The organism is Kitasatospora sp. NPDC058243 (genome assembly GCF_042882025.1).
Lineage (GTDB): Bacteria > Actinomycetota > Actinomycetes > Streptomycetales > Streptomycetaceae > Kitasatospora.
In genome coordinates this window covers 80001-102294 of the sequence record NZ_JBHVWW010000018.1, presented here as the reverse complement: position 1 = coordinate 102294, position 22294 = coordinate 80001, and the positions used below count along the sequence as shown (strand labels likewise).

At 71.4% G+C, this 22294-nt stretch carries 27 protein-coding genes, 1 tRNA gene and 1 pseudogene; 15 read left to right on the top strand and 14 right to left on the bottom strand.

Annotation, left to right across the window (positions count from 1 at the left end):
- Positions 1-149: 149 nt before the first annotated feature.
- The gene (locus ACFVX9_RS15170; protein WP_380481515.1) at positions 150-362 is read left to right on the top strand and encodes a hypothetical protein; all 213 of its coding nucleotides are present in this window, start codon (positions 150-152) and stop codon (positions 360-362) included.
- A 370-nt stretch (positions 363-732) separates the two neighbouring features.
- Here the strand turns inward: ACFVX9_RS15170 and ACFVX9_RS15165 are convergent, their stop codons facing one another.
- The 4 genes from ACFVX9_RS15165 to ACFVX9_RS15150 form a co-directional block, all read right to left on the bottom strand.
- The gene (locus ACFVX9_RS15165; RefSeq protein ID WP_380493104.1) at positions 733-1131 is read right to left on the bottom strand and encodes a DUF2267 domain-containing protein; all 399 of its coding nucleotides are present in this window, start codon (positions 1129-1131) and stop codon (positions 733-735) included.
- Positions 1132-1190: 59 nt separating this feature from the next.
- Positions 1191-1595, bottom strand: a complete 405-nt coding sequence (locus ACFVX9_RS15160; protein ID WP_387981940.1) for a DUF2267 domain-containing protein — start codon at positions 1593-1595, stop codon at positions 1191-1193.
- A 51-nt stretch (positions 1596-1646) separates the two neighbouring features.
- Positions 1647-1943, bottom strand: a complete 297-nt coding sequence (locus ACFVX9_RS15155) for an STAS domain-containing protein (protein WP_380481521.1) — start codon at positions 1941-1943, stop codon at positions 1647-1649.
- A 132-nt stretch (positions 1944-2075) separates the two neighbouring features.
- Positions 2076-2510, bottom strand: coding sequence for an Hsp20/alpha crystallin family protein (locus tag ACFVX9_RS15150; RefSeq protein WP_380481523.1), 435 nt, complete (start codon positions 2508-2510; stop codon positions 2076-2078).
- 110 nt (positions 2511-2620) lie between these two features.
- On the opposite strand from ACFVX9_RS15150, the gene ACFVX9_RS15145 reads away from it, so the two are divergent.
- From ACFVX9_RS15145 to ACFVX9_RS15130, 4 genes and pseudogenes are all read left to right on the top strand, one after another.
- A complete protein-coding gene (locus tag ACFVX9_RS15145; RefSeq protein ID WP_387981938.1) occupies positions 2621-3316 on the top strand; it encodes a type III effector protein in 696 nt (231 codons plus the stop codon).
- Positions 3291-3650, top strand: a complete 360-nt coding sequence (locus ACFVX9_RS15140; protein WP_380481527.1) for a hypothetical protein — start codon at positions 3291-3293, stop codon at positions 3648-3650. The genes ACFVX9_RS15145 and ACFVX9_RS15140 overlap by 26 nt, the downstream gene beginning before the upstream one ends.
- 467 nt (positions 3651-4117) lie before the next feature.
- A pseudogene (locus tag ACFVX9_RS15135) lies at positions 4118-4660 on the top strand (hypothetical protein); the annotation flags it as partial.
- 284 nt (positions 4661-4944) lie between these two features.
- Positions 4945-5472 carry a tyrosine-type recombinase/integrase gene (locus ACFVX9_RS15130; protein WP_380481529.1) on the top strand — a complete coding sequence of 176 codons (528 nt, stop codon included), beginning with the start codon at positions 4945-4947 and terminating at the stop codon, positions 5470-5472.
- 64 nt (positions 5473-5536) lie between these two features.
- On the opposite strand, the gene ACFVX9_RS15125 is transcribed toward ACFVX9_RS15130, so the two are convergent.
- Positions 5537-5623: transfer RNA gene (locus ACFVX9_RS15125), tRNA-Pro, on the bottom strand.
- Between the two features lie 576 nt (positions 5624-6199).
- Between ACFVX9_RS15125 and ACFVX9_RS15120 the strand changes: the two genes are divergently transcribed.
- The gene (locus ACFVX9_RS15120) at positions 6200-7357 is read left to right on the top strand and encodes a tyrosine-type recombinase/integrase (protein ID WP_371519700.1); all 1158 of its coding nucleotides are present in this window, start codon (positions 6200-6202) and stop codon (positions 7355-7357) included.
- Positions 7358-7526: 169 nt separating this feature from the next.
- Here ACFVX9_RS15120 and ACFVX9_RS15115 read toward each other — a convergent pair whose 3' ends face one another.
- The 4 genes from ACFVX9_RS15115 to ACFVX9_RS15100 all read right to left on the bottom strand — a co-directional run bounded on the left by ACFVX9_RS15115 (position 7527) and on the right by ACFVX9_RS15100 (position 10383).
- Positions 7527-7658 carry a hypothetical protein gene (locus ACFVX9_RS15115; protein WP_371519698.1) on the bottom strand — a complete coding sequence of 44 codons (132 nt, stop codon included), beginning with the start codon at positions 7656-7658 and terminating at the stop codon, positions 7527-7529.
- 81 nt (positions 7659-7739) lie between these two features.
- On the bottom strand, positions 7740-8879 hold the full coding sequence (locus tag ACFVX9_RS15110) for a hypothetical protein (protein WP_371519695.1): 1140 nt from the start codon (positions 8877-8879) through the stop codon (positions 7740-7742).
- A gap of 344 nt (positions 8880-9223) precedes the next feature.
- Complete coding sequence (locus ACFVX9_RS15105) at positions 9224-9373, bottom strand: hypothetical protein (protein WP_387981935.1); 150 nt, start codon at positions 9371-9373, stop codon at positions 9224-9226.
- A 47-nt stretch (positions 9374-9420) separates the two neighbouring features.
- Positions 9421-10383, bottom strand: a complete 963-nt coding sequence (locus ACFVX9_RS15100; RefSeq protein WP_387981933.1) for a hypothetical protein — start codon at positions 10381-10383, stop codon at positions 9421-9423.
- 656 nt (positions 10384-11039) lie between these two features.
- Here ACFVX9_RS15100 and ACFVX9_RS15095 point away from each other — a divergent pair.
- The 4 genes from ACFVX9_RS15095 to ACFVX9_RS15080 all read left to right on the top strand — a co-directional run bounded on the left by ACFVX9_RS15095 (position 11040) and on the right by ACFVX9_RS15080 (position 15375).
- Positions 11040-11726 carry a type III effector protein gene (locus ACFVX9_RS15095; protein WP_387981931.1) on the top strand — a complete coding sequence of 229 codons (687 nt, stop codon included), beginning with the start codon at positions 11040-11042 and terminating at the stop codon, positions 11724-11726.
- A gap of 189 nt (positions 11727-11915) precedes the next feature.
- Entirely contained in the window at positions 11916-12386 is a 471-nt protein-coding gene (locus ACFVX9_RS15090) for a hypothetical protein (protein ID WP_359913391.1), read from the top strand.
- Between the two features lie 93 nt (positions 12387-12479).
- Positions 12480-14447, top strand: coding sequence for a molecular chaperone HtpG (gene htpG, locus ACFVX9_RS15085; protein WP_387981929.1), 1968 nt, complete (start codon positions 12480-12482; stop codon positions 14445-14447).
- 295 nt (positions 14448-14742) lie between these two features.
- Complete coding sequence (locus ACFVX9_RS15080) at positions 14743-15375, top strand: hypothetical protein (RefSeq protein WP_387981927.1); 633 nt, start codon at positions 14743-14745, stop codon at positions 15373-15375.
- A gap of 561 nt (positions 15376-15936) precedes the next feature.
- Here ACFVX9_RS15080 and ACFVX9_RS15075 read toward each other — a convergent pair.
- The 4 genes from ACFVX9_RS15075 to ACFVX9_RS15060 all read right to left on the bottom strand — a co-directional run bounded on the left by ACFVX9_RS15075 (position 15937) and on the right by ACFVX9_RS15060 (position 18288).
- Positions 15937-16101, bottom strand: a complete 165-nt coding sequence (locus ACFVX9_RS15075; protein ID WP_371519677.1) for a hypothetical protein — start codon at positions 16099-16101, stop codon at positions 15937-15939.
- A 17-nt stretch (positions 16102-16118) separates the two neighbouring features.
- Entirely contained in the window at positions 16119-16322 is a 204-nt protein-coding gene (locus ACFVX9_RS15070) for a CsbD family protein (protein WP_380541191.1), read from the bottom strand.
- A 936-nt stretch (positions 16323-17258) separates the two neighbouring features.
- The gene (locus tag ACFVX9_RS15065) at positions 17259-17615 is read right to left on the bottom strand and encodes a hypothetical protein (protein WP_371519671.1); all 357 of its coding nucleotides are present in this window, start codon (positions 17613-17615) and stop codon (positions 17259-17261) included.
- The gene (locus tag ACFVX9_RS15060) at positions 17590-18288 is read right to left on the bottom strand and encodes a hypothetical protein (protein ID WP_387981924.1); all 699 of its coding nucleotides are present in this window, start codon (positions 18286-18288) and stop codon (positions 17590-17592) included. Before ACFVX9_RS15060 ends, ACFVX9_RS15065 begins: the two co-directional genes overlap by 26 nt.
- 109 nt (positions 18289-18397) lie before the next feature.
- Between ACFVX9_RS15060 and ACFVX9_RS15055 the strand changes: the two genes are divergently transcribed.
- From ACFVX9_RS15055 to ACFVX9_RS15040, 4 genes are all read left to right on the top strand, one after another.
- Positions 18398-18832 carry an Hsp20/alpha crystallin family protein gene (locus tag ACFVX9_RS15055; RefSeq protein ID WP_359913409.1) on the top strand — a complete coding sequence of 145 codons (435 nt, stop codon included), beginning with the start codon at positions 18398-18400 and terminating at the stop codon, positions 18830-18832.
- A 133-nt stretch (positions 18833-18965) separates the two neighbouring features.
- A complete protein-coding gene (locus ACFVX9_RS15050; protein WP_371519665.1) occupies positions 18966-19259 on the top strand; it encodes an STAS domain-containing protein in 294 nt (97 codons plus the stop codon).
- 51 nt (positions 19260-19310) lie between these two features.
- Positions 19311-19715, top strand: a complete 405-nt coding sequence (locus ACFVX9_RS15045; RefSeq protein WP_387981922.1) for a DUF2267 domain-containing protein — start codon at positions 19311-19313, stop codon at positions 19713-19715.
- A 61-nt stretch (positions 19716-19776) separates the two neighbouring features.
- Complete coding sequence (locus ACFVX9_RS15040) at positions 19777-20175, top strand: DUF2267 domain-containing protein (RefSeq protein ID WP_359913418.1); 399 nt, start codon at positions 19777-19779, stop codon at positions 20173-20175.
- 378 nt (positions 20176-20553) lie between these two features.
- Here the strand turns inward: ACFVX9_RS15040 and ACFVX9_RS15035 are convergent, their stop codons facing one another.
- Entirely contained in the window at positions 20554-20754 is a 201-nt protein-coding gene (locus ACFVX9_RS15035; RefSeq protein WP_371519662.1) for a hypothetical protein, read from the bottom strand.
- A 917-nt stretch (positions 20755-21671) separates the two neighbouring features.
- On the opposite strand from ACFVX9_RS15035, the gene ACFVX9_RS15030 reads away from it, so the two are divergent.
- Positions 21672-21953, top strand: coding sequence for a MerR family transcriptional regulator (locus ACFVX9_RS15030; RefSeq protein WP_371522889.1), 282 nt, complete (start codon positions 21672-21674; stop codon positions 21951-21953).
- Positions 21954-22294 lie beyond the last annotated feature (341 nt).

The window sequence follows — 22294 nt, the reverse complement described above, 5'->3', positions numbered from 1 at the left end:
GCCCAATTCTGAGAAGCCTCTGGCTCCAGGTGGCGGTCGTGAGGTCTTTGTGCTACTTTGACCGCGCCTCCCTGTCCCCTCCCCCCCCCCCCCGCCCCCCACCCCCCCCCCACCGCCGACGAACAAGCAGTACCGCGCAGGAGGCGGGAGTGGAGGACCTGGTGCCCGGAGCAGCGGAGACCGCCCGGCCCGGGCAGGCTGCCCTCGTCGAGGCGATCACCGAGGCCGTGCACGACGGCGACGACCGAACCATCCGCCGGTTGCTGGCCCGCTTCGCCGAACTGGCCACCCTCGCCGACCTGTACTCCCTGCGCGACGCCCTCGACACCGCCCGCCCAGCTGGCGCCCACGGGCAGAGGTGACTCTTGCCGGGCCGCGCTCGCGGACCTGCCTGACCAGATGCCCAGATCGGTCCTGCGCCTGGCGTCGTGGTGCGCAGCGCGCTCGCCCTGCTTGGCCGGGGCGAGGGAGCTGATGCCCGGCCAGGAGGTGAACTCCAACATGGTTCCGGTTCCAGCCGGTGCTCGGCAGGGCTGGGCCGGTCACACCCGGCCGAGGTGGATGTCGCGGGTGCACCGGCGTGGCTCCGGACTCGAACCGGTACCCGGCGGTGGCGGTCCTGCGTCGTCGTCCTGCGCTCCGGTGGCCGCCGCCGGCCGGATTGACGGCCCGGCGCCGACTGCCCTGCCACGCTGGGTGGCGGGCGGCCGGCGCCGGTAGTGCCGCCCCGGGTCAAGCCGCGATCGTGAGGTCGGCGCGGCCGAACAGCAGCGCGTAGCCGCGGGGCAGGTCGGTGAGGATGCGGTCGGTGAGGGGGTCGCCGGCGAGGTCGGTGAGGGCCGCCAGGACGGAGGAGACGTCCCAGCGGGCGGCGGTGAGGCTGGTGTTCAGGGCGCGGGCGACGGCTTCGACGAAGGCGGGGGCGGCGACCGGCCGGGGCAGCGGGATCTGCGAGGCGAAGACGGTGCGGGCACGCTCGGGCAGGGCTGCGGCGAGGTCGCAGCGTTCCTCCCCGGTGAGTTGGCTGCCGAGGGCGGCCAGGACGACGGTGAGGACGCGTTCGGCCTCCTCGTCGCAGGTGTAGCGGCCCAGGGTGCGGACCTGCTGGAGCAGGAGGCGGTACCGGGTCATGGCGGTGGCCTTCCAGGGAAACGGGGCCGGCCGGACGGGTGCGGCGGCGCGGACGGTGTTCAGGGGCGGTGGCCGGGCCGGGGCCGGCCGAACAGGAGGTCGTAGCCGGGCGGCAGCTGGAGCAGGACGCGCTCGGTGAGGTCGTCGCCGGCGGCGTCGGCCACGGTGCTGAGGACCGCGCCGATGTCCCACAGGGCGGTGGTCTCGGTGGCACCCTCGATCCAGGCCGCGGTCGCGCGCGTGAACCGCTCGGGGTTGAGCGGCTCGGCGGCCTGCAGCGGGTTGAGCAGGATCAGGGCGAGGGTCTCGGGCAGGCGGGCGGCCAGTTCGGCGCGCACGTTGCCGACCAGGTGGGCGCCGAGCAGGGCCAGTACGACGCGCGCCGCCCGCTCGGCCTCCCGGGATGTGTCGTACTCACCGCGTTCCCGGACGTCTTCCAGGAACGCCTCCCATCGAAGAGCCACGGTTCCTCTCCCTCCGTTCCGGGGCTCGGCGTGAACGCCGTCGACGCCCGGTCAGGGCTCGACGACCAGGCGCCGGTGCGCACCGGTGAGCTTGCCCAGCCGGCCCACGCGGCGGCCGGCCCCTCGCAGGACCAGGTGGCTGCCGCACCGGTCGGCCTGGTTGCGGGCCCGGACCGGAGCGCCCAGGCCCGCGCAGTCCATGAACGTCACCTCCGACAGATCGAGCACCACCTCCCGATGTGCCCCGAGCGCGGCGGTCACAGCACGGCGCAGCGCGGGGGCGGTGTCGAGGGCTATCTCGCCGCACGCCCGCAGCGCGAAGGGTTCGTGCCCCTGGTCGTCGCGCATGGTGGTCTCCCGCCGCCGGCCCGGCCCACACGGCGTGGTGCGCCGGGGCGGCCGGGCCGGACGGTGGAGCCGGCCGGGGCCGTCCCGCAGGGCCCGGGGGTTGGCGGTGCGGGACGGCGGTCCGGGGAGGGGTCAGGCCTGGATCTGCTTGCGGCTGCCGCTGTGGCTGATCTCGACCTTGCGGGGCTTGGCCTTCTCCGCGATCGGGATCTTCAGGGTCAGCACGCCGGCGTCGTAGTCGGCGCTGATCCCGGCGGGGTCGAGGGTGTCGGACAGCATGACCTGGCGGGAGAACACGCCGAGCGGGCGCTCGGACAGCTCCCACTTCACGTCGTCACCCTGGTGACGGGGGCGGCGTTCAGCCTTGACGGTCAGCATGTTCCGCTCGACGTCGACCTCGATCGCGTCCGGGGCCACCCCCGGCAGATCGAAACAGATCACGTACTCGTCGCCCACACGGCAAGCGTCCAGCGGCATCGGGGCCGGCCGCGACCACGTCCCGTTCGTGCCCAGGAACTGCTGAGTCAGCCGGTCCAGCTCGCGGAACGGGTCAGTGCGCATCAGCATCGCGAAACACCTCCACTGATCGAATGAGAGCCAGTGCGCTTCACCTGAATCTGTTCTAGCATGTCATCCATCCAATGACAAACAGCAAAGTCGCTGAAGGAGTGACAGCCATGGGAAAGCGGCCCGACGTACCCGCCACCGGCGGCGGCCCACCCACGGGACCGGCGTCCTTCCTCGCCGCCGCCGCCGCGCTCGCCGCCATCGACGACGCTGTCCGCACCGCCCGGAACACCCGCCCGACCACCCGGCCCGGCACCGGTGCACCGGACGAGGGCCCCGAGCCGGCCCTGGCCGCCCTGGTACTGCTGCGCGAACTGCGCACCGAGCTCGCCGGCTGGGAGGCGGGCCTGGTGGAGAGCGCCCGTGACGGCGGCGCCACCTGGGCCGACCTCGCCCACCCCATGGGCGTCGCCAGCCGTCAGGCCGCCGAGAACCGCTACCTGCGCCTGCGCCCCGCCGGCAGCAGACCCGAAGAGGCCGCGACCGGAGCGGAGCGCGTCAAAGCCGTCCGCGACCGCCGGGCCGCGGACCGCGCCGTCACCGCCTGGGCCCGCGACAACGCAGCCGACCTGCGCGTCCTCGCCGCCCAGATCAGCGCCGCACCCGGCCTGCCACCCCGGGCCCGCCCCGCGCTGACCGCGCTCACCACCGCCCTCGGCGCCCCCGACCCCGCCAACCTGATAACGCCCCTCGCCGACATGCGCCCCCACCTCGCCGCCACCCACCCGGACCTCACCGCCCGCCTCGACGACCTCACCCACCGCACCGAACGCCTCCGCCATGACAGCGACCAACGACGCACCTGACCCCCTCACCACCGCTGAAGACCGCTGGCAGCAGATCGAGGACCGGCTCGCCGCCATCGAACGCCGCATCCGCGAGCACAGCAGCGCCGCCATCGCCACCGTCGACACCTGCCTGGCCAGAATCGACGCCCTCCACCACGACCTGGCCCACGGGTCCTGGCCCCCGCATGCCTTCCCCACGCCGGCAGGGCCTCCGACCATCCCACCGGAGCAACCAGCGCGAGCCCCCACGCAGAACCCCTCCGACCCCGTTGGCCACCGGCACGCACCTACCGTCCCGAACGCACCGCGACACGCCTCGGAGGCCGCCAGGCAGCAGTCCGGGTACCCGTAGACAGGGAGAGCTACCGCCCCCGAGACCCCCTGGCGATACGCCGCGATCTGACGCCACGGCCGAGCGGAGGCGCCGACTTCGCCCATGTCCTACCTGGTTGGACACCCCCACCCCCGCCCTGACGTCGGCGAGGCGGCCGGGCTGAGGCGGAGTACTCTGCGTGCGTGTTCCACACTGTCGCCGCGTGGGACACGGGCAGGTCACGCGGCAATCGCCAGCTAACGAATCGACGGAGACCTCAGCGACGACGCCGAAGACCGGGACGACGAAGAGGCCGAGCAGCACAAGAACCAACAGCCCCGAACGCGGCCGAGCCCGGCCTGCAGCTCATCTCCCCTTGTCGCTGGCCAAGGGAGACCCGCAGGTCAATAACATTCTCCGGGCTCAGCGGTCGCACGGTGGTCGCCGTAGAAGAGCAGGATGGGAGGCAGATCCCGCGCGCCGCTCGACCTTCCGAGGCGATCACCATGCGCTGCTCACCGAACCCGGGAAACGACCGAGGACGCGTCTACCGGCGCTGCGGCTGCCGCGACGACCACCGTCGACAGCTCGGCACCACCTGCCCCCGCCTCACCGCCGACCCCCGCCACGGCACCTGGGCGTTCACCGTCGACACCCCGCCCATCGACGGCCACCGCCGCACCGTCCGCCGCGCCGGCTTCCCCGACGAACTCGACGCCCGCACCGCGCTGCGGCGCTTCAACGAGGGCCTCGCCCTCTGCGTCATCACCGACCCCAGGCAGCGCACCGCCGAGTACCTGAGGGACTGGCTCGACGAGACGGAGCTCCGCCTCAAGCCCGCCACCATGGCCCGCTACCGCACCTACACCGAGCAGGACCTGATCCCCGCCCTCGGCACGATCCCCCTCATCGACCTCACCCGTCAGCACCTGCAGGCCTTCGTCACCAACCTTCTGCGCCGGGGCCGCGGCAGGGTCACCGTCCACCGGATCATGGCCACCCTCTCCAGCGCCCTCAGCAGCGCCGTCCACGACGGCCGGCTCGCCCGCAACCCCGCCAAGCCCCCGCTGCTCCCCCGCCCCGCCTCCGCCCCCAGACGCCTGTGGACCGAGGAACAGACCGCCCGCTTCCTGCGCTTCACCCACGTCACCGACCCCCTCTACGCCGACCTCGCCGAGCTCATGATCGGCTCAGGCATCCGCAAAGGCGAGGCACTCGCCCTGCGCTGGGACGACGTCCACCTCCCCGACCGTGTCTTCTTCGTCCGCGCGACGCTCTCCGCCGTCGACAACAACCAGCTTGTGCTCACCACCCGAAGACCAAGGGCAGCAGGATGTGGGTCGCCCTCTCCGACCGTGTCGCCTCGGCCCTCGACGACCGCGCCGGCACCCGCGCCTTCGGCAACATCGCCGACAGCGGCGACTACGTCTTCCACCGCCACGGCCGGCCGCTCCATCCCAAGAACGTCCTCGACCACTTCCACCTGCTGTGCGACAAAGCCGGAGTCCCCCGCATCGCCCTCCACGACCTGCGCCACCTCATGACCAGCTTCACCCTGGCCGCCGGAGTCCCCCTGCCCGTCATCTCCAAGACCCTGCGCCACCGCACCCTGTCAACCAGCGCGAACATCTACGCAGAACTCACCCGACTCGCCGCCCGCGCGGCCGTCGACGCCGCAGCCTGGACCCTCGACAACGCGGACCGCGCCGTACTCGGACGCACCGTCTGCCGCGCCCAGCGCCCATGGCGCCAGCACCCACGCCCCCACCGGCACCTGCCCGCATATCAGCAGGCACGAACAGAAGAACCCCCGGCACCATGGCCGATGTGGCCCGGCGACCACCATGCGACCACCAACTGACACGGCAACAGAAAGAGCGGGCACCCGGTTTCCCAAGTACCCGCTCTCACAACCGACTTCACAGTCGGGACGACAGGATTTGAACCTGCGACCCCTTGACCCCCAGTCAAGGGGTTCAACTATTGTCGACAGCCGGGACCTCAAGGTCCCGGCTTCTTTGTTGCTCAACTATGCTGAGGAGAAAGTGAGTTGGAAACTCTCAGCGAAAGTGGCGCCTCAGAATGCTGACGGTGACTCAGTGTTTACTTTGCGCACAAGCGTCCGTTTTCACCCATCAGCGTTCATGAGCGCTCATCCCGCGTGGTCCCAAAATGGTCCCCAGGCCGACCACCCCACCGCAGCTACTGCCGGTGAGCGGTATCTGTCGCCCCTTCAGCAAGCACCACCGTGCGATCCCGACAGCCGCTGTGTCGACGGCGCTGGCCAGCTTGCGGGTCCGGCTCCTGCGAGCGGATCACGGTCGCTTACCCACTGGCTACGGATGGTGATCTTCCGGGCGGTGTGTCGTCTTGAGCGTGTCTTCGCCGTCTGGTTCTGACGTGCTTCGCGCACCGCCCCGCACGCTCTGCCGCCACACCCGACATGGCAGCCACTCTTGCCCCAGAGGCACCACCCAGTCCGAGAGAAGGGGAAGCTCATGGGACAGCGTGCGCAGCGGGGTCGGGTGTACCGGCGGTGTGGTTGTTCGGACGGTCACGGGAAGCAGTTGGGTCCGTGGTGTGTGCGGTTGTTGGAGGAGGCGGGGCACGGGTCGTGGACGTACTGCGTCGACCTGGCCCCGGATGAGGGCAAGCGTCGTACGCGTCGGCGGGGCGGCTTCGCCAGCCGGGCCGAGGCAGCCCGGGAGATGAGGGCGGTGCTGGACGGTGAGCTGCGCGGGGTCTACGAGAACCGCCGTACCACCGTCGCGAGCTACCTGCGGGAATGGCTGGCCACGAGAAAGCCGCACCTCGCGCCGAACACGTACGCCGGCTACGCCGCGTGCGTCGAGCGCGACCTCATCCCCGCCTTCGGCCACCTCCGGCTCCTCGACCTGCGCCCGGAACACATCGACGACTGGGTCACCACCCAGCTGGACGCCCAGCGCGGGCGCGTCACCGTCTACCGGGCCGTGGCCACCCTGCGCAACGCGCTGAACGCCGCCGTGCGCTCCTGGCGCCTGCGCTACAACCCGGCCAAGCACTCCGTGCCGGCCAAGCCCCGCGCCGCCGAACGCACCTGCTGGACCCCCGAACAGGCCGCTACCTTCCTGCAGCACGGCGCCGAGCAGTACGCGGACCAGCTGACCGATCTGTTCGAGGTCATGCTCGGCACCGGCATGCGCCGCGGCGAGATCCTCGCCCTGCACTGGTCCGACGTCCACCTCATGGACCGCAAGCTCTACGTCCGCTGGACCCTCGCCGCCATCGACAACGGAAAGATCCACCTCCGGGAGCCCAAGACCGAGGCCAGCCGCGCCTGGATCAGCCTCTCCCCCAGAGTCATGGCCGCCCTCCACCGCCAGGCCGCGATCCAGATGAACGCCCACCCCGACGGCCGGCTCGAAGGTCTGGTCTTCGCCCGCCCGGGCGGAACGCCGCTGCGGCCCCAGTGGGTCCTCGACCAGCTCCGCAAACGCACCACGGAGCTCGACTTGCCCAGAATCGGGTTGCACGACCTGCGCCACACCGCGGCCAGCATCATGATCGCCGAGAACATCCCCGTCGCCGTCATCTCCAAGACGCTGCGGCACTCCACCATCGCCACCACGATCAACCTCTACGGCCACCTCCTCAAGGACTCCGCCGACCAGGCCGTGCTCGCCTTGGCCCAAGCGCTCGACCGGGCCGCCACCGGGCGGAGTCCGATCCCCGGGCCTGTCGAAGTCCTCCGGCGGGCGGCGTAGCCACACGTCGAACGGCTTCGGCACTACGGCTTGCAACCGAGCGCGGGGCGTCTCTGGCCGGAGCGCCGGTCAGAGACGCCCGAGCCTCGCGTCGGCGGCAGGGTCTCGTCCTCCCCGAGGTCCGGGCGGAGGATGTCGAGGCAAACGTGAGCTGCCCAGTCCGGGAGGGTCATGGCTGGCGGGACCGGGAGTCTGGCTTCGCGCCGCAACGATCCTCCTTGAAGACGGCTTCGATGATCCAGACGAAGGTGTCGTCGGCGAGGAGGTCGGGGTGGCCGGCCGCCACGTCGGCTACGTCCAACGGATCAGCCCTTTGGCCTGATGGTCCGCAGCACCGTGTCGGCCGACCCGGGCTCGCCGTTGGCCCACTCGACTTCCCCCGCTACTTCTGCCCGTCGCCCCCCGAGGCCCTCCGGGCCCGTACCTTGCGAAGAACCTGTTCCAACGGCTCGCTCAGGCCCACACAATGGACCTCGCCCCCGTCCGTCTCGATGGTCTCGATCCTCTGAAACTCGACCAGCTCCTCGATGGTCAGCGGCTCGTCCTCGAAGAAGGCCTTGACCTTGCCAAGCCGGTCGAAGCCGGGCGCTTCCTCGCGCGCCAGCCGATCGACGATGCCACCGAGATCCACCTCCGGTCCGTCCTCGGCCCAGGTCTCCGTGAAGCCCCCTTGCGGGAAGTCCTCGGCGGTGCAGCCGCTCGGATGGTCCCGCACCACGCGCAGGACGAACTCCTCCACCGTCCGCGCGGCTTCCCTGTTCGGCACCACTCTCCGTCCGACCGGAACGCCGCCCTGCGCCGCGTGGGACGCGAGCCGGTCGTGCCGCACCCCGGTACCGGTGATGCCCACCTTGTAGGCGCCAAGCCTCGGGAAGTGCACGACGTAGACGAGATGCGAGGCATCCGGGTCGGTGGTCGCAGCGTCACAGGTGAGGCAGGGCGAAACCCCGCTCGCCAGCTCGGAGACGGAAGTCCTGCGCGCCGCCCCGCAGTCGGTGCAGTGCGCCTCGACCCGCTCGCTGAGCCGGGCGTAGCCCACGTGATCGCGCACGAGCCCGTACGCGGCGAAGAACTTGACCTGCCAGGCGGTCAGGGGCAGTGCAGAGCAGTTGGAGCACCGGCTGCGCCCGGGCACGGCCCGGCTGCCGAGGCTCATCGACGCGCTCCACCTCTTGGCCGTTCCACAGACCGCGCACTCCACTTCCACGAGCGACCACACGTGCCCCATCCTCTGGGCAAGTCCGGACTCATCTACCACGGCACCGGCAGCGTCACGCGCGAGGAACTCCTCCCCCAGCACGATCCGCGCGGCCTCCTCCTTCGTGATGTCCCATTTCGCCGGCTCGCGCACGAGGCCCTGTTCGTACATCTTCCGGGAGGCACACGAATTGCAGTATCGGACCTGCTTGTTGCGAATCTCGCTGTACGGGATCGCGTCGGGTTGGTCACAAGTGGTGCACAGGCAACGACGCTCGTGTTCCGTGCAGACATGGGGCTCGCAGGGGTTCCAGCCGAGCTTCACGTAGTGCCCGTCGATGCAAGGCACACACCTGCCGGGCTTTCCCTTGCGGTTGGCACTCGCCCCCTTCCCGCACTCCCTGCACTTCCGTTCCGCAGCCATACCGATCCCTCCCGCCCGAACTTGACCCTCCGATCGGACGGTACCCGGGACCTCTGACACCGGCCGCGTCTGCCATGAGCTTGCCCGCAGCCGGTACGCGACGTCCCGGAGCCTACCGGTCTGCTACGAGAGAGCAACGAGCGGTTCGCCACTCCTTCGAAGCACCGACGCGCAGACAAGGCCCGGGCGGACCACGCCGGGGCGGCAGCCGACACGCCCACCAGCCTCGCGTTCGGCTCCACCTTCTACGCCTCGCCAGCGCCGCATGAGGCCGTCTCGTCCCAGAGTTCGCCCTCCGTCCAGCCGGCCTGGCGGAGCGGTGCAGTGAGCCGGGCGAGCAGCCGGGGGCCGGTGGCGTGCGGCGACAGGGTCGTCTCGCGCGGTGTGCTGGTCATGGGTGGCCTGTTCAGTTCGGTCGCGTTCGGGGCATTGCGCGGTTGGGTCACGGGGTGTCGCGTCCGGCCGCGTCCGCCCTCACCTGCAGCTCGCCGACGATGCGTCGCCAGCGCCGCGCTCCGCTCATGTACCAGTGGTCTTCGCCGATCGGTCGCCAGTCGGCGAGTTCACGGAGCTGGCGGATGATCGTTTCGGCATCGAGGCGGTCGTGGCCGCCTCGACCGGGGTCGAGATTCTGCGCGATGTCGTGGAGCCGGTGGGCGGCGCGGCAGTAGGACAGCTCGGTGTCGGTCAGGCGCCGGACGGCGTAGCCCTGGCACTTGCTGCACCAGTCGTAGCCACCGTCGTCGAGCAGGTCCGCGACGGTCAGCACGTCGTCGCCGGCGACGACGCCGCGTTCACGGGAGTGCGCGCAGAACGGCGAGTGGCCCTTGCCCTGGATCCGGGGGTCGGCGTTGGTCGTGTAGACCTGCACGTCCGCGAGGACGCCGAGCGGGATGCCACTGCCGCCGCTGCGCCACCGGTCGGTGCCCGGGGCCTCGAACGGCTCTCGGTCCAGGTCCTCGGCGTGGGCCAGCAGCCCCAGCCACACCGACTGGGGAAGGGGGCGGGAGCGGCCGTGGTCGTCGTACCCGCCGTCCAGCGTCCGAAGGTCCCGCACGCCGCGCGCCATGGCGAGCAGACGCAGGTTGCGCTCCGCGTCCTCGTGCTCGTACCCGATCCACGCCGCCCGTGTGGCGCCGTGTGCCAGGCCGAGGTCCTCGCCGAAGAGCGGGTCGTGCGCACTGCGCGGGTACTGCGGCCAGAGGCTCTCCTGTCCTTCGGGCCTGGGACCGACCTCACGGGCCCATGGTTCGGTCACGTCTGCGGGAAGGTCAACTGTGCCGGCGAGGAGGAAGCACTGCCACCCGCGGGCCAGGCGCTTCTCGATCACCGGCAGGGGCAGGACCTCGGCGCCGCCGTCCGTCGAGAAGACGATGTACAGCTCGTCCGCGGCTGCGGCCCGCATCGAACGCAGCGGGCGCAGATGGTCCGCGGTGAGCGGCTGGCGTCCGTGGACCGGGGTGTCGTCGAAGATCCGGGCCGGATCGGGCTCGCCGAAGGTACGGGCACGGCGGGGACCGGCCTGTCCTGATGGGCTTCGCAGTCGAGGCGGTGGGAGCGGGACAGGAGCCGGTCGGCGACGAGGACAGTGAGGGTCAGGACGCCGTCATGCAGGTGAGCCCCGATGCGGGCCGGGTCGAGGCTGTCGGCCAGCTGGATGCGGCGCTCGCCCCCCGCCCCCCGGGGCCCGTTCGGCGAGCTGGGTGTGCACGCCCTGGCAGCGCGGGTCGGACCGGCGCTCGACCCTCACGGTGACTATCCGGCCCAGCGCTTGAACCTCGATCGCCTCCAGCGGGATGCCGGGCAGGTCGAGCGCGAGCACGAGGCGGTCGTCCTCGCGTCAGGTGTCCATCGGGATCGGGGTCGGCTACGACCAGGGCTTGGGACGCCTGGTGGGTCTCCGCAGTGCGTATGGACATCGTCGGACACCTCCGGTCCAGAAGGTTCTTGGGTGGTTCGCGCCAGCTCTTTGGGTGGTTCGCGCCGGCGCGGCGCGACACGAACCGTTGTAGCATGTCATCCAGACGATGACATTCACCCAGTCAGCGAAAGAGTGACGACATGGATACCCAGGACACCGGCGCGGCCGGGGTGGGGCCAGCCTCGTTCCTGGCCGCCGCCGCCGCGCTGGGCATGATGGACGCCGCCGCCCGCACCGCCCGCCACGCACCCTCGGACGACGCAGGCCAAAGCGATCCACAACCGGCCCTTTCCGCAATCCTGCTGCTACGCCACCTGCGCGAGGAACTCGCCGACTGGGAGACCGGCCTGATCGAGACCGCTCGCGATGCCGGCGCCACCTGGGCCGACCTCGCCGAACCACTGGGCGTCCAAAGCCGCCAAGCCGCCGAACGCCGCTACCTGCGCCTGCGTCCCAGCGCGAACGCCGGCACCGGGGCGGGAAGCACCGGCGAGCAACGCGTCCAGGCCACGCGCGACCAGCGCGCCGCCGACCGCGCGGTGACCACCTGGGCCCGCGACAACGCCGCCGACCTGCGCCGCCTCGCCGGACAGATCGGCGCTCTGGACGGCCTCGGCACACAAGCGGCCCCCACCATAGAGCGCCTCCTGGATGCACTCGGCCACAACGACCCCGCCCGCCTGCTCGCCCCGCTCACCGAGACCCGGCCCCTACTGGAGGCGGAGCACCCGAAGATCGCAGACCGCCTCGATCAACTCACCGCCCGAGCCGACCAGCTACGCGCCGACAGCAACCGGCAGCGCCGCACACCCTCAGCCAGCCCGTGACCACCCCGAGTCACACCCCTGCCGGTCCACGACCCGCACGCCGTGGACCGGCTTACCGCCGCAAGCCCGCACGAGGCGCCTGTGCCCCCACACGGGGCGCGAGTTGACGCCTGACGGCTCGCGGCGTGCAGACCACCCGAATCTTCCGGACGGCGACGGTCGCGCCGTCCCCGATCCCAGCCGACTCCCATGACTCCAGCCGATCTGCAGCAACTGCTCATCGAGCGCGCCCTGGGCATACCGGGCATTACCGGCGCCTGCCAGCGTGACGACGACAGCCCCTACGGACTGACCGTGACCCTGGAGAGCGGCGGACAGGTGTGGTGGACCATCACCGGTGCCAGCGGCACCGCCCCCACCATCACCACCGGCGACGGTGACGGCGCCGAGAGCGTGGAAGCGCCGGACCTGACGGGCTCGTCGATTCCGGTGGCCCTCGTCGAGCAGGCCCTGGTCGCAGCCGCCATGGCGGCCGACGACCCGGCCGCCGGGATCGTGCGCGTCGACCGGTACAGCACGCGCCCGGACCCACCCGCAGTGCGCTACGGCGCGACGCTGGAGTGCCGCGACGGCTGGAAGCTCTTCCTGTCCTGCTACGGCACCGCCCGACCCGGCACCGCCCGCCCCGAGCAGCCCTACCAACCCCTCAGCCACATCTGAACACCCCCGGGGCCGGCCACACAGCACCCCGGCCAGCCCCGGCAGCCCGACCCGAGCCCTTCCCACTACGCGCATACAAAGGAGACGCCTCCCGTGGTCAGCCCGACCGAGACGCTGGAGTTCCAGGCGGAGACCCGCCAGCTGCTGCAGCTGGTGATCCACTCGATCTACTCGAACAAGGACATCTTCCTGCGCGAGCTGATCTCCAACGCCTCCGACGCCCTCGACAAGCTCCGTCTGGAATCCCTCACCGACACCGACCTGGCGGTCGACACCTCGGACCTGCACATCACCCTGGAGGTCGACCGGCAGGCCCGCACCCTGACGGTGCGGGACAACGGCATCGGCATGACCCGCGAGGACGTCGTCGACCTGATCGGCACCATCGCGAAGTCCGGCACCGCCGGCCTGCTGGCCAGGATCAAGGAGGCCAAGGACGCGGAGGCGGCGCAGAACCTGATCGGCCAGTTCGGCGTCGGCTTCTACTCGGCGTTCATGGTCGCCGACAAGGTCACCCTGCACACCCGCCGCGCCGGCACCGAGCAGGGCACCGCGTGGGAGTCCGACGGCGAGGGCACCTACACGATCGCGCCGGCCGACGGCCTGCCGGCGGGCACCTCGGTGACGCTGCACCTCAAGCCGGCCGACGGCGAGGACGGTCTCGGCGACTACCTGGCGGGGTGGAAGATCCGCCAGATCGTCAAGCAGTACTCGGACTTCATCCGCTGGCCCATCCGCATGGCCGCCGAACCCGCCGCCGCGGCCGGTTCCGCGGACGGTGCCGATACCGAGGCCGAGACCGTGGACGGCGCCGAACCCGCAGTCGAGCTCGAGACGCTGAACTCGATGAAGGCCCTGTGGGCCCGCCCCCGCAGCGAGGTGACCGAGGCCGAGTACCACGAGTTCTACCAGCAGATCAGCCACGACTGGCAGCCCCCGGCCGAGACCGTCCACATGCGCGCCGAGGGCACCTTCGAGTACGAGGCGCTGCTGTTCATCCCCGCCCACGCCCCGTTCGACCTGTTCTCCCGCGACACCAAGCGGGGCGTGCAGCTGTACGTCAAGCGCGTGTTCATCATGGACGACTGCGACGCGCTCATGCCGAACTACCTGCGCTTCGTCAAGGGCGTCGTCGACGCCCACGACCTGTCGCTGAACGTCTCCCGCGAGATCCTGCAGCACGACCGCCAGATCACCGCGGTCCGTCGGCGACTCGTCAAGAAGGTCCTCACCGCCTTCAAGGACATGCAGGCCGCCAACCCCGAGGCCTACGCCACGGCGTGGGAGCAGTTCGGCCGGGTGATCAAGGAAGGCCTGCTGGAGGACCGCGACAACACCGACGCGCTGCTGCCCCTGGTCTCGGCCGCCTCCACCCACGACGCGCAGAAGGCGACCACGCTGCGCGAGTACGTCGCGCGGATGAAGGACGGCCAGGACACCATCTACTACCTGACCGGCGAGAACCGCCAGATGGTGGAGAACTCCCCGCACATGGAGGCCTTCACCGCCAAGGGCTACGAGGTCCTGATCCTCACCGACCCCGTCGACGAGGTCTGGACCGACCAGGTCCCCGCCTTCGAGGGCCACCGCTTCCAGTCCATCGCCAAGGGCCAGGTCGACCTCGGCGACGACGCCGACACCGACGGCGACGACGAGGCGAAGGCGCAGAAGGCCCGGCGCGAGGAGGACTTCGCCGCCCTCCTCACCTGGCTGCAGGCCACCCTGGCCGAGCACGTCAAGCAGGTCCGCCTCTCCACCCGGCTCACCACCTCGGCCGCGTGCCTGGTCGGCGACGCCCACGACCTGACCCCCACCCTGGAGAAGATGTACCGGGCCATGGGCCAGGAACTCCCCACCGTGAAGCGGATCCTGGAGCTCAACCCCACCCACCCCCTGATCACCGCCCTGCACCGGGCCCACGGGGCGAAGTCCGACGACCCGGTCCTCACCGACATCGCCGAACTCGTCCACGGCAGCGCCCTGCTCGCCGAGGGCGGCGACCTGCCCGACCCGGCCCGCTTCACCCGCCTCCTGACCGACCACCTCACCCACAGCCTGTAACGCTCCCACCGGGGTGCGGCCCGCCGTACGCCTAACCAGCCCGGCCGGCCGCACCCCCGCACCGCTTGGCCGTCCGCGCCCGGCACACGCCGCAGGCAAGGGTCGGGGGCGCCTCACACGAGTCGCATCGAACCGAGCGTCCCGCCAGAGCCGAGCCTGGCCCGGCGGGACGCGCGTGCAGCACCCGGTTCGGCGTCCACACCCCCTGCGGCACCGCCGCCATCACCCGCTTCGACAGCCGGAAACGAACCCCGGCCACGCCGACGGCCACCCGACCGACCGAGGAGACAGAAGCGTGTACCAGTACACCGACCGCAAGAACCGCACCCTGGCCGACCGCGTCAACGCCGCCGCCGAGCGACGCCTCGACCAGGGCACCGAGCAGGACAAAGGCGCCGCGACGGCCCTGCTGGCCGACATGCTCCGGGCCGCCGCCCAGCACGGCGTCACCCTCGATGTCTTCGACTGGGTCACCGACCTGCCCGGCACGTGCTACCGCGCCATGGCCAGGCGCCGTGACCCGGCCGACCGCGTCAACGCCGCCGCCGAGCGACGCCCGGACGAGGGCACCGAGCAGGACCGCGCCGCCGCGACCGCCCTGCTGGCCGACATCCTCCACGCCGCGGCGAAGCACGGCATCACCCTCGACACCTTCGACTGGGTCACCGACCTGCCCAGCACGTGCTACCGCGCCGTCCTCAGGCACCGCGACCTGACCGACCGCATCAACGAAGCCGCTCAGCGCCGCACCACACCCGGCACCGAGGAGCAGAAAGCCGCCGCGACCGTCCTGCTGGCCGACATGCTCCACGCCGCCGCCCAGCACGGCGTCACCCTCGACTGGGTCACCGACCTGCCCGGAAACTGCTACGCCGCAGTCGTCTCCCGTCTGCACGCGCGAACCACCCAGTGGGCCACGGCCAGTTGAACTCGACGAGCCGGGCTACGCCCCACCGTTCCCTTTCACCGACGCTTCGCGCGGGCTACGGCGGCTCCGGCTCCCCCTGAAACCGGAGAACGCGCACGCGCAGAGCGGCCCAGGACGAAAGTCGTGGGCTGAGGCCCGAGTACCCCGGCGATACCGCTATCGCCCAGCCTGGGATCACGTGAAATACCGTGCTCTGAGAACCTCCAGATGCCAGAGTTCCGCGGCCCGCTGGCGCGCTCCTGTGACGTTCCAGTGGATGAAACCGTGCCAGCACGCCCGCCAGCGCGCCACGGACCAGGAGTGCCCGGTACGCCGAGACCGGTTCTGATGCACCTGGGCGGTCTCGGTCACGAACCTGGTAACTCCCGTCCCCCGTGGCCGGTTACGGAATGCCGCTGCGAGACACCGATGGGCGCAGGTGGGGCGGGAGAGGCGGGAGACCTGCCAACACGTGCCACCCCAGAGCCGGTCCTGTCCCCTGAGGATCGTGTCGCAGAGGCCAGCGCAGCGCCTACACAGGCGGCCTGTCCCCTGTGCGGACGGTACGCCTGGGGCCCGCGCCTATCTGCGTGCACCTCGCCCGCGGCCCAGGCGCACGCCGCCGAGCACCAGGGCTGCGACGAACAGCACGGCGCCGATGACGAGCAGCCACAGCAGGCCCTTCACGAGGGCGCCGACGAAGCCGAACACCACGGCGATGAACAGGATGAACAGGAACAGGGCCATTCCGGTGCCTCCCTTGGTCAGTCGTTCCGCTTCAGGGCGCCCTTCACCCGGTCGGCGGCGCCTTGTACGGCGTCCTTGACATCGTCCGCGGCCTGCCTGACCTTCGAATCGACCTGGTCGGCCTGGCCCTCGCCCTTGAGTTCCTCGTCACCGGTCAGGTCACCGACCTTCTCCTTCGCCTTGCCACCCAGTTCCCGCGCCTTGTTCGACAGGTCGCTCATCAGGTCCTCCAGTCGTCCGCCGGGCGCCGCAGCCGCACCGCCCCTTCTTCACCCCTTTTTACCGATATTCGTCCGTTCATGCGCGCGGGACGGATCAGCGGCCGTCCTGGCCGGCAAGGGCCAGACGGCGGCGACAGAAGCGCGTAGCCGCGGGGGGAGTAGGAGGTAGGTGAGGAAGCCGTCGTGAGCTGATCACCGACGAGGGCTGTAAGGACGCAGGAGGCATCCCAGCGCGCGGCGACACGGCAGAAAGCCAGGAACCGGGACGCCGAATCGACACTGCGCCAGCTGCTCCCTGGGCTGCCCGGTGGGCAGGTCAACGCGGTGATCGCCGCGCTGGCAACGCTGAACGCCGCCCTGGTCGAGGCCACGCCGGGCCCCGGCTATCCCGAGCCCTGAACGCACCGCCGCGGGCCGACGCGCACGGTACCCGCCCTGCCGTTGACGGCGTCGGAAACGGCCTACTCACCCGGCCTCCCCGCTTCGTTGATCGTCGGACGGGTCGAGCAGGTCTGGGGGAAATCGCGGATTCTCATCAACACCTGGCCGCTCCGGTTCCGCCGGGCCATTGCCCGGGCTGCGCCCAGGCGATGCCGCCGGCCTCCACCGGCCGCGCCCGCCGCTACTGCACCGACTGGTGCGCTCGCAGGACCCGGGTCTGAGCCGGGCGGGGATGGCTGCCGGGCTGGCTGCCCGAGCTGGCGAATGCCGCGTGACCTGCCCGCCTCCCGCGCCGCGACAGCGCACGTCCGGGGCAGTGTGGGACGCGCACGCGGAGTCCTCCGCCGCAGCCCGGCCGCCTCACCAACGTCAGGGGCAGGGGTGTCCAGCCAGGTAAGACAAGGACGAAGTCGGCGCGGTTCCGCTCGACCGTAACGTCCAATCACGGTGTATCGCCTGGGCCATCTGGGATGGCAGCTCTCCATACCTTCCCTGTCATGCGGGCACCCGGACCGCTGCCTGGCGGCCTCCGAGGCGTGTCGCGGTGAGTCCGGGGACGGTTGGTGCGTGCCGGTGGCCGGCCGTTGTGGGCGGGCTCTCGGTGCGGGCTCGCGCCGGTTGCGGCGGGATGGCCGGAGGGTCCGCGGGCGTGGGGAAGGCCTGCGGGAGCCGGGACCCGTGGGCCAGGTCGTGGCGGAGGGCGTCGAGTCTGGCCAGGCAGGCGTCGACGGTGGCAATGGCGTCGCTGCTGTGCTCGCGGATGCGGCGTTCGATGGCGGCGAGCCGGTCTTCGATGTGCTGCCAGCGGTCTTCGGTGATGAGGGGGTCAGGTTCGTCGTTGGTCGCTGTCATGGCGGAGGCGGTCGGTGCGGTTGGTGAGGTCGTCGAGGCGGGCAGCGAGGTCCGGGTGGGCGGCGGCGAGGTGGGGTCGCATGTCGGCGAGGGGCGCTATCAGGTCGGCCGGGTCGGGGGCGCCGAGGGCGGTTATGAGCTCGGTCAGCGCTGGGCGGGCCCGGGGTATGAGGCCGGGCGCGGCAGTGATCTGGGCGGCGAGGACGCGCAGGTCGGCTGCGTTGTCGCGGGCCCAGGCGGTGACAGCGCGGTCGGCGGCCCGGCGGTCGCGTACGGCTTTGACGCGCTCCGCTCCGGTCTCCGCGTCGGTGGAGCCGCTGTCGGCGGGGCGCAGGCGCAGGTAGCGGTTCTCGGCGGCCTGACGGCTGGCGACGCCCATGGGCCGGGCGAGGTCGGCCCATGTGGCGCCGCCGGCGCGGGCGCTCTCCACCAGGCCCGCCTCCCAGCCGGCGAGCTCGGTGCGCAGTTCGCGCAGCAGCACCAGCGCGGCCAGGGCCGGCCTCGGTCCCTCGTCCGGTGCACCGGCGCCGGGCCGGGTGGCCGGGCTGGTGTTCTGGGCGGTGCGGACGGCGTCGGCGATGGCGGCGAGCGCCGCGGCGGCGGCGGCGAGGAAGGACGCCGGTCCTGTGGGTGGGCTGCCGCCGGTGGCGGGCGGGTCGTGCCGCTTTCCCATAGGTGTCACTCCTTTGGCGACTTCGCTGCTTGTCATCGGATGGATGACATGCTAGAACAGATTCAGGTGAAGCGCACTGGCTCCCATCGATCAGTGGAGGTGTTTCGCGATGCTGATGCGCACTGACCCGTTCCGCGAGCTGGACCGTCTGACCCAGCAGTTCCTGGGCACGAACGGCACCTGGTCCCGGCCGGCCCCGATGCCGCTGGACGCCTGCCGTGTCGGCGACGAGTACGTGATCTGCTTCGACCTGCCCGGGGTGGACCCGCAGGCGATCGACATCGACGTCGAACGGAACATGCTGACGGTCAAGGCTGAACGCCGCCCCCGCCACGAGGGCGACAATGTGAAGTGGGAGCTGTCCGAGCGACCGCTCGGCGTGTTCTCCCGCCAGGTCATGCTCTCCGACACCCTCGACCCCGCGGGGATCAGCGCCGACTACGACGCCGGCGTACTGACCTTGAAGATCCCTGTCGCCGAGAAGGCCAAGCCCCGCAAGATCGAGATCAGCCATAGCGGAAGCCGCAAGCAGATCCAGGCCTGACCGGCCCCCGGACCGCCGTCCCGCACCGCCAATCCCCCGGGCCCTGCGGGACGGCCACCCCACCCAGCCACGACCCGCCCGGCCCAGCGGCCCCTGCACACCACGGCGTCCCGGGCCGACAGCTAGAGACACCATGCACGACCAAGGGCACGACCCCTTCGTGGTCCGGGCGGACGGCGAGATCGACCTCGGCACCGCCCCCTCGCTGCGCCGTGCCCTGACCGCCGCGCTCAAGTCACATCGGGAGGTGGTCCTCGACCTGTCGGAGGTGACGTTCATGGATTGCGCGGGCCTGGGCGTCCTGGTCCAGGCCCACAACCAGGCCGACCGGTGCGGCGGGCGCCTGGCCCTTCGCGGCGCCGGCCGCTGCGTGGTCCGGCTGCTCAAGCTCACCGGTCTGAACGGGCGCCTGATCGTCGAGCCCTGACCGGGCGCCGACGGCGTTCGCGCCCGTCTTTGGGACAGAGGGAGAACTGTGGTGACTCTTCGATGGGAGGCGTTCCTGGAGGAGATCCGGGAACGCGGTGAGTACGACACACCCCAGGAGGCCGAGCGGGCGGCGCGTGTCGTTCTGGCCCTGCTCGGCGCCCACCTGGCGGGCGGTGTGCGCGCCGAACTGGCCGCCCGCCTGCCGGAGACCACGGCCCTGGTCCTGCTCAGCCCGCTGCGGGCGGTCGAGCCGCTCAGCCCGGAGAGGTTCGTGCGCGCGACGGCGGCCTGGATCGAGGGCGCCACCGAGACCACCGCCCTGTGGGACATCGGCGCCGTCCTCAGCACCGTGGCCGACGCGGCCGGCGACGACCTCATCGAGCGTGTCCTGCTCCAGCTGCCGCCCGGCTACGACCTCCTGTTCGGCCGCCCCCAGCCCGGCCACCGGCCCTGACCCCTACCTTCGCGCCGCCGTACCGCCAGCGGCGGCCCACCCCTGGAAGGCCACCACCGCCATGACCCGGTACCGTCTCCTTCTCCAGCAGGTCCGTACCCTCGGCCGCTACACCTCCGACGAGGAGGCCGAACGCGTCCTGCACGCTGTCCTGGCCGTCCTCGGCTCCCAGCTCACCGGCGAGGAGCGCTGCGACGTCGCCGCCAGCCTCCCCGACCGGGCCCGCGCTGTCTTCGCCGCCCAGATCCCCCTGCCCCAGCCGGTCGCAGCGCCCGCCTTCGTCGAAGCCGTCGCCCGCGCCCTGAACACCAGCCTCACCAGCGCCCGCTGGGACGCGTCCTCCGTCCTGGCCGCCCTCAACGACCTCGCCGGCGACCACCTCACCGACCGCCTCCTCGCCGGCCTTCCCCGCGGCTACGCGCTCCTGTTCGGCCGCGCCGACCTCACGATCGCGGCCTGACCCGGGGCGGCACTACCGGCGCCGGCCACCGGCCACACAACATGGCAGGGTGGCCGGCGCCGGGCCGTTCAATCCGGCCGGCGTCGGCCTCCAAGCGCTGACCGACGACGAGAGACCGACCGCCCCCGCCGGGCGCCCGGTTCGAGTCCGGCGCCACGGTGGTGCGCCGCGACATCGACCTCGGGCAGGTGCGAACGGCCCAGCCGTGCCGGGCGCCGGCCGACACGGGCACGGTGCCGGAGCCAGTTGGCCTGCGGAACCCGCTCCCTCGCACCGGTCAGCCAGGGCGAGCGCGCATTTCGCAGCAGCCGCGACGCCAGGCCCGGGGTCGACCTGAACGCCTGGCCGGGCAGGGTCGCGAGTGCGTTCCGGCAGGAGTCACCTCTGCCCGTGGTCGCCGGATGGGCGGGTGGTGTCGAGGGCGTCGCGCAGGGCGTACAGGTCGGCGATGGTGGCCTGTTCGGCGAAGCGGGCCAGCAGCCGGCGGACGGGGCGGTCGTCACCGTTGCGCACGGCCTCGGTGATCGCTTCGATCAGGGCCGCCTGTCCGTTCCGGGCCGTCTCTGGTGCTGTGGGCACCAGCTCTTCCACTGCCGCCTCCATGCGGTGTGTCGCTCGTTTCTTCGGGCGCACGGCGGCGGCTCGGGGGGTTGCCGCCGCCGCGCAGCGGAAGACTACCTCACACACGGGTGCCGCAAAATCTATGCGCGCCGGAGTAGACATTGCTCGTGGGTGGGTCTAACGTTTCTCTCGTAGACAGCAGTCGGCGATACCGGCCAGACACGAACTGGCCGGGGTTGTTGGACCGAAGTTCGCAGTTCGGTCCGGCAGTGGAGTTCCGAAGCCAGGCAGGCGCAGGACGGCGACGGGACTGGCTGCCGGACCGGGCGGCCCGCAGGCATCAGGGGCCGCCACCAGCGGTACCGAGCAGTGCGCAGTTCAGTGAGTGCAGTACCCGGCAGTCGCCAGACAAGCAGGACCTCGGCAAAGGCGCCCAGACTGCGGGCGCGCGTGCCGAGGAGTCCGGGCAGTGGGGTTCCAGGCCACCGCAGACGCGGGGCGGCCGGCGGGCCCGGGCTGCCGGACCGGGTGGGCCGTCACGGCCACCGACCAGCAGGACGCAGTTCAGCAGGTGCAGTACCAGCAGTACGAAAGTGACAGTTCAGTACAGAGGATGAACGGAGGGCGCAAGCGCCATCAGGATCGCCCGGCCCGTGAACACTCGCCCGGGCGGACACCGCAGACCCCAACGCAAGGACGGTGGTTTCCGGTCACGCATTCGCGATCCCCGCACACCCCTCCCCCGGGGCAGTGCGGAAGTAGAAGGACCGGCCCAGGCCGGTAGATGGTGTTGTTCCCCTTCGGGGCCCCGGAGCCGACACGGCCCCGGGGCCCCTCGACGCGTTCTCCCCGAGAACCAGAGAGGTGCAGTGACTACAACGGCCAGCCCCGACACACCCGACAAACTCGACGACGACGACTACCCCGCCTACACCATGGGCCGCGCCGCCGAAATGACCGGCACCACCCCCGGCTTCCTACGAGCCCTCGGCGAACACCGCCTCATCACCCCCCTACGCTCCGACGGCGGCCACCGCCGCTACTCCCGCTACCAACTACGCATCGCCATGCGCGCCCGCGACCTCGTCGACCAGGGCACCCCCATCGAAGCCGCCTGCCGCATCGTCATCCTCGAAGACCAACTCGAAGAAGCCCTGCGCATCAACGAGCAACTCCGCCGCACCCAACACCACCAGGAACCCGCCGCGGACACCTGACCGGACCGGCAACCCGGCCACAGCTCCCTCCAGCCGCACGGCCACGCCGCAGGGGCCGGATCGGGGACGGCCTCGCGCTGCACGCTCTGGCCGTCGCCCCGGACGGCAACACCGCAGCGCGGCACAAGACGTGGCGACTGGAGGGCGCAGCCGGGCTGGACGCCGTCGGGCGCGTCCTCGGGATGGTCCGCTCGGAGATGGACGGCACCGCCCGGGGCGCCGGCGCCTTCCGCCTGCCCGCTGTGCCCTTCGTCTCTCCGGCCGGGGCCGTCAGCGGCTCCACCCCGACACCCTGGCCAGCGGTCACGACACCCCACTCGAGGCTCAGCGACTCCTTGCAG

Bases quoted from the DNA above. Each gene is read 5' to 3' on its own strand.
- ACFVX9_RS15165 (WP_380493104.1), bottom strand. From the start codon at position 1,131: ATGACCCGGTACCGCCTCCTGCTCCAGCAGGTCCGCACCCTGGGCCGC.
- ACFVX9_RS15155 (WP_380481521.1), bottom strand. From the start codon at position 1,943: ATGCGCGACGACCAGGGGCACGAACCCTTCGCGCTGCGGGCGTGCGGC.
- ACFVX9_RS15150 (WP_380481523.1), bottom strand. From the start codon at position 2,510: ATGCTGATGCGCACTGACCCGTTCCGCGAGCTGGACCGGCTGACTCAG.
- ACFVX9_RS15145 (WP_387981938.1), top strand. From the start codon at position 2,621: ATGGGAAAGCGGCCCGACGTACCCGCCACCGGCGGCGGCCCACCCACG.
- ACFVX9_RS15140 (WP_380481527.1), top strand. From the start codon at position 3,291: ATGACAGCGACCAACGACGCACCTGACCCCCTCACCACCGCTGAAGAC.
- ACFVX9_RS15130 (WP_380481529.1), top strand. From the start codon at position 4,945: ATGTGGGTCGCCCTCTCCGACCGTGTCGCCTCGGCCCTCGACGACCGC.
- ACFVX9_RS15105 (WP_387981935.1), bottom strand. From the start codon at position 9,373: ATGACCAGCACACCGCGCGAGACGACCCTGTCGCCGCACGCCACCGGC.
- ACFVX9_RS15100 (WP_387981933.1), bottom strand. From the start codon at position 10,383: ATGCGGGCCGCAGCCGCGGACGAGCTGTACATCGTCTTCTCGACGGAC.
- ACFVX9_RS15095 (WP_387981931.1), top strand. From the start codon at position 11,040: ATGGATACCCAGGACACCGGCGCGGCCGGGGTGGGGCCAGCCTCGTTC.
- ACFVX9_RS15090 (WP_359913391.1), top strand. From the start codon at position 11,916: ATGACTCCAGCCGATCTGCAGCAACTGCTCATCGAGCGCGCCCTGGGC.
- ACFVX9_RS15075 (WP_371519677.1), bottom strand. From the start codon at position 16,101: ATGGCCCTGTTCCTGTTCATCCTGTTCATCGCCGTGGTGTTCGGCTTC.
- ACFVX9_RS15070 (WP_380541191.1), bottom strand. From the start codon at position 16,322: ATGAGCGACCTGTCGAACAAGGCGCGGGAACTGGGTGGCAAGGCGAAG.
- ACFVX9_RS15065 (WP_371519671.1), bottom strand. From the start codon at position 17,615: ATGACAGCGACCAACGACGAACCTGACCCCCTCATCACCGAAGACCGC.
- ACFVX9_RS15060 (WP_387981924.1), bottom strand. From the start codon at position 18,288: ATGGGAAAGCGGCACGACCCGCCCGCCACCGGCGGCAGCCCACCCACA.
- ACFVX9_RS15055 (WP_359913409.1), top strand. From the start codon at position 18,398: ATGCTGATGCGCACTGACCCGTTCCGCGAGCTGGACCGTCTGACCCAG.
- ACFVX9_RS15050 (WP_371519665.1), top strand. From the start codon at position 18,966: ATGCACGACCAAGGGCACGACCCCTTCGTGGTCCGGGCGGACGGCGAG.
- ACFVX9_RS15040 (WP_359913418.1), top strand. From the start codon at position 19,777: ATGACCCGGTACCGTCTCCTTCTCCAGCAGGTCCGTACCCTCGGCCGC.
- ACFVX9_RS15030 (WP_371522889.1), top strand. From the start codon at position 21,672: ATGGGCCGCGCCGCCGAAATGACCGGCACCACCCCCGGCTTCCTACGA.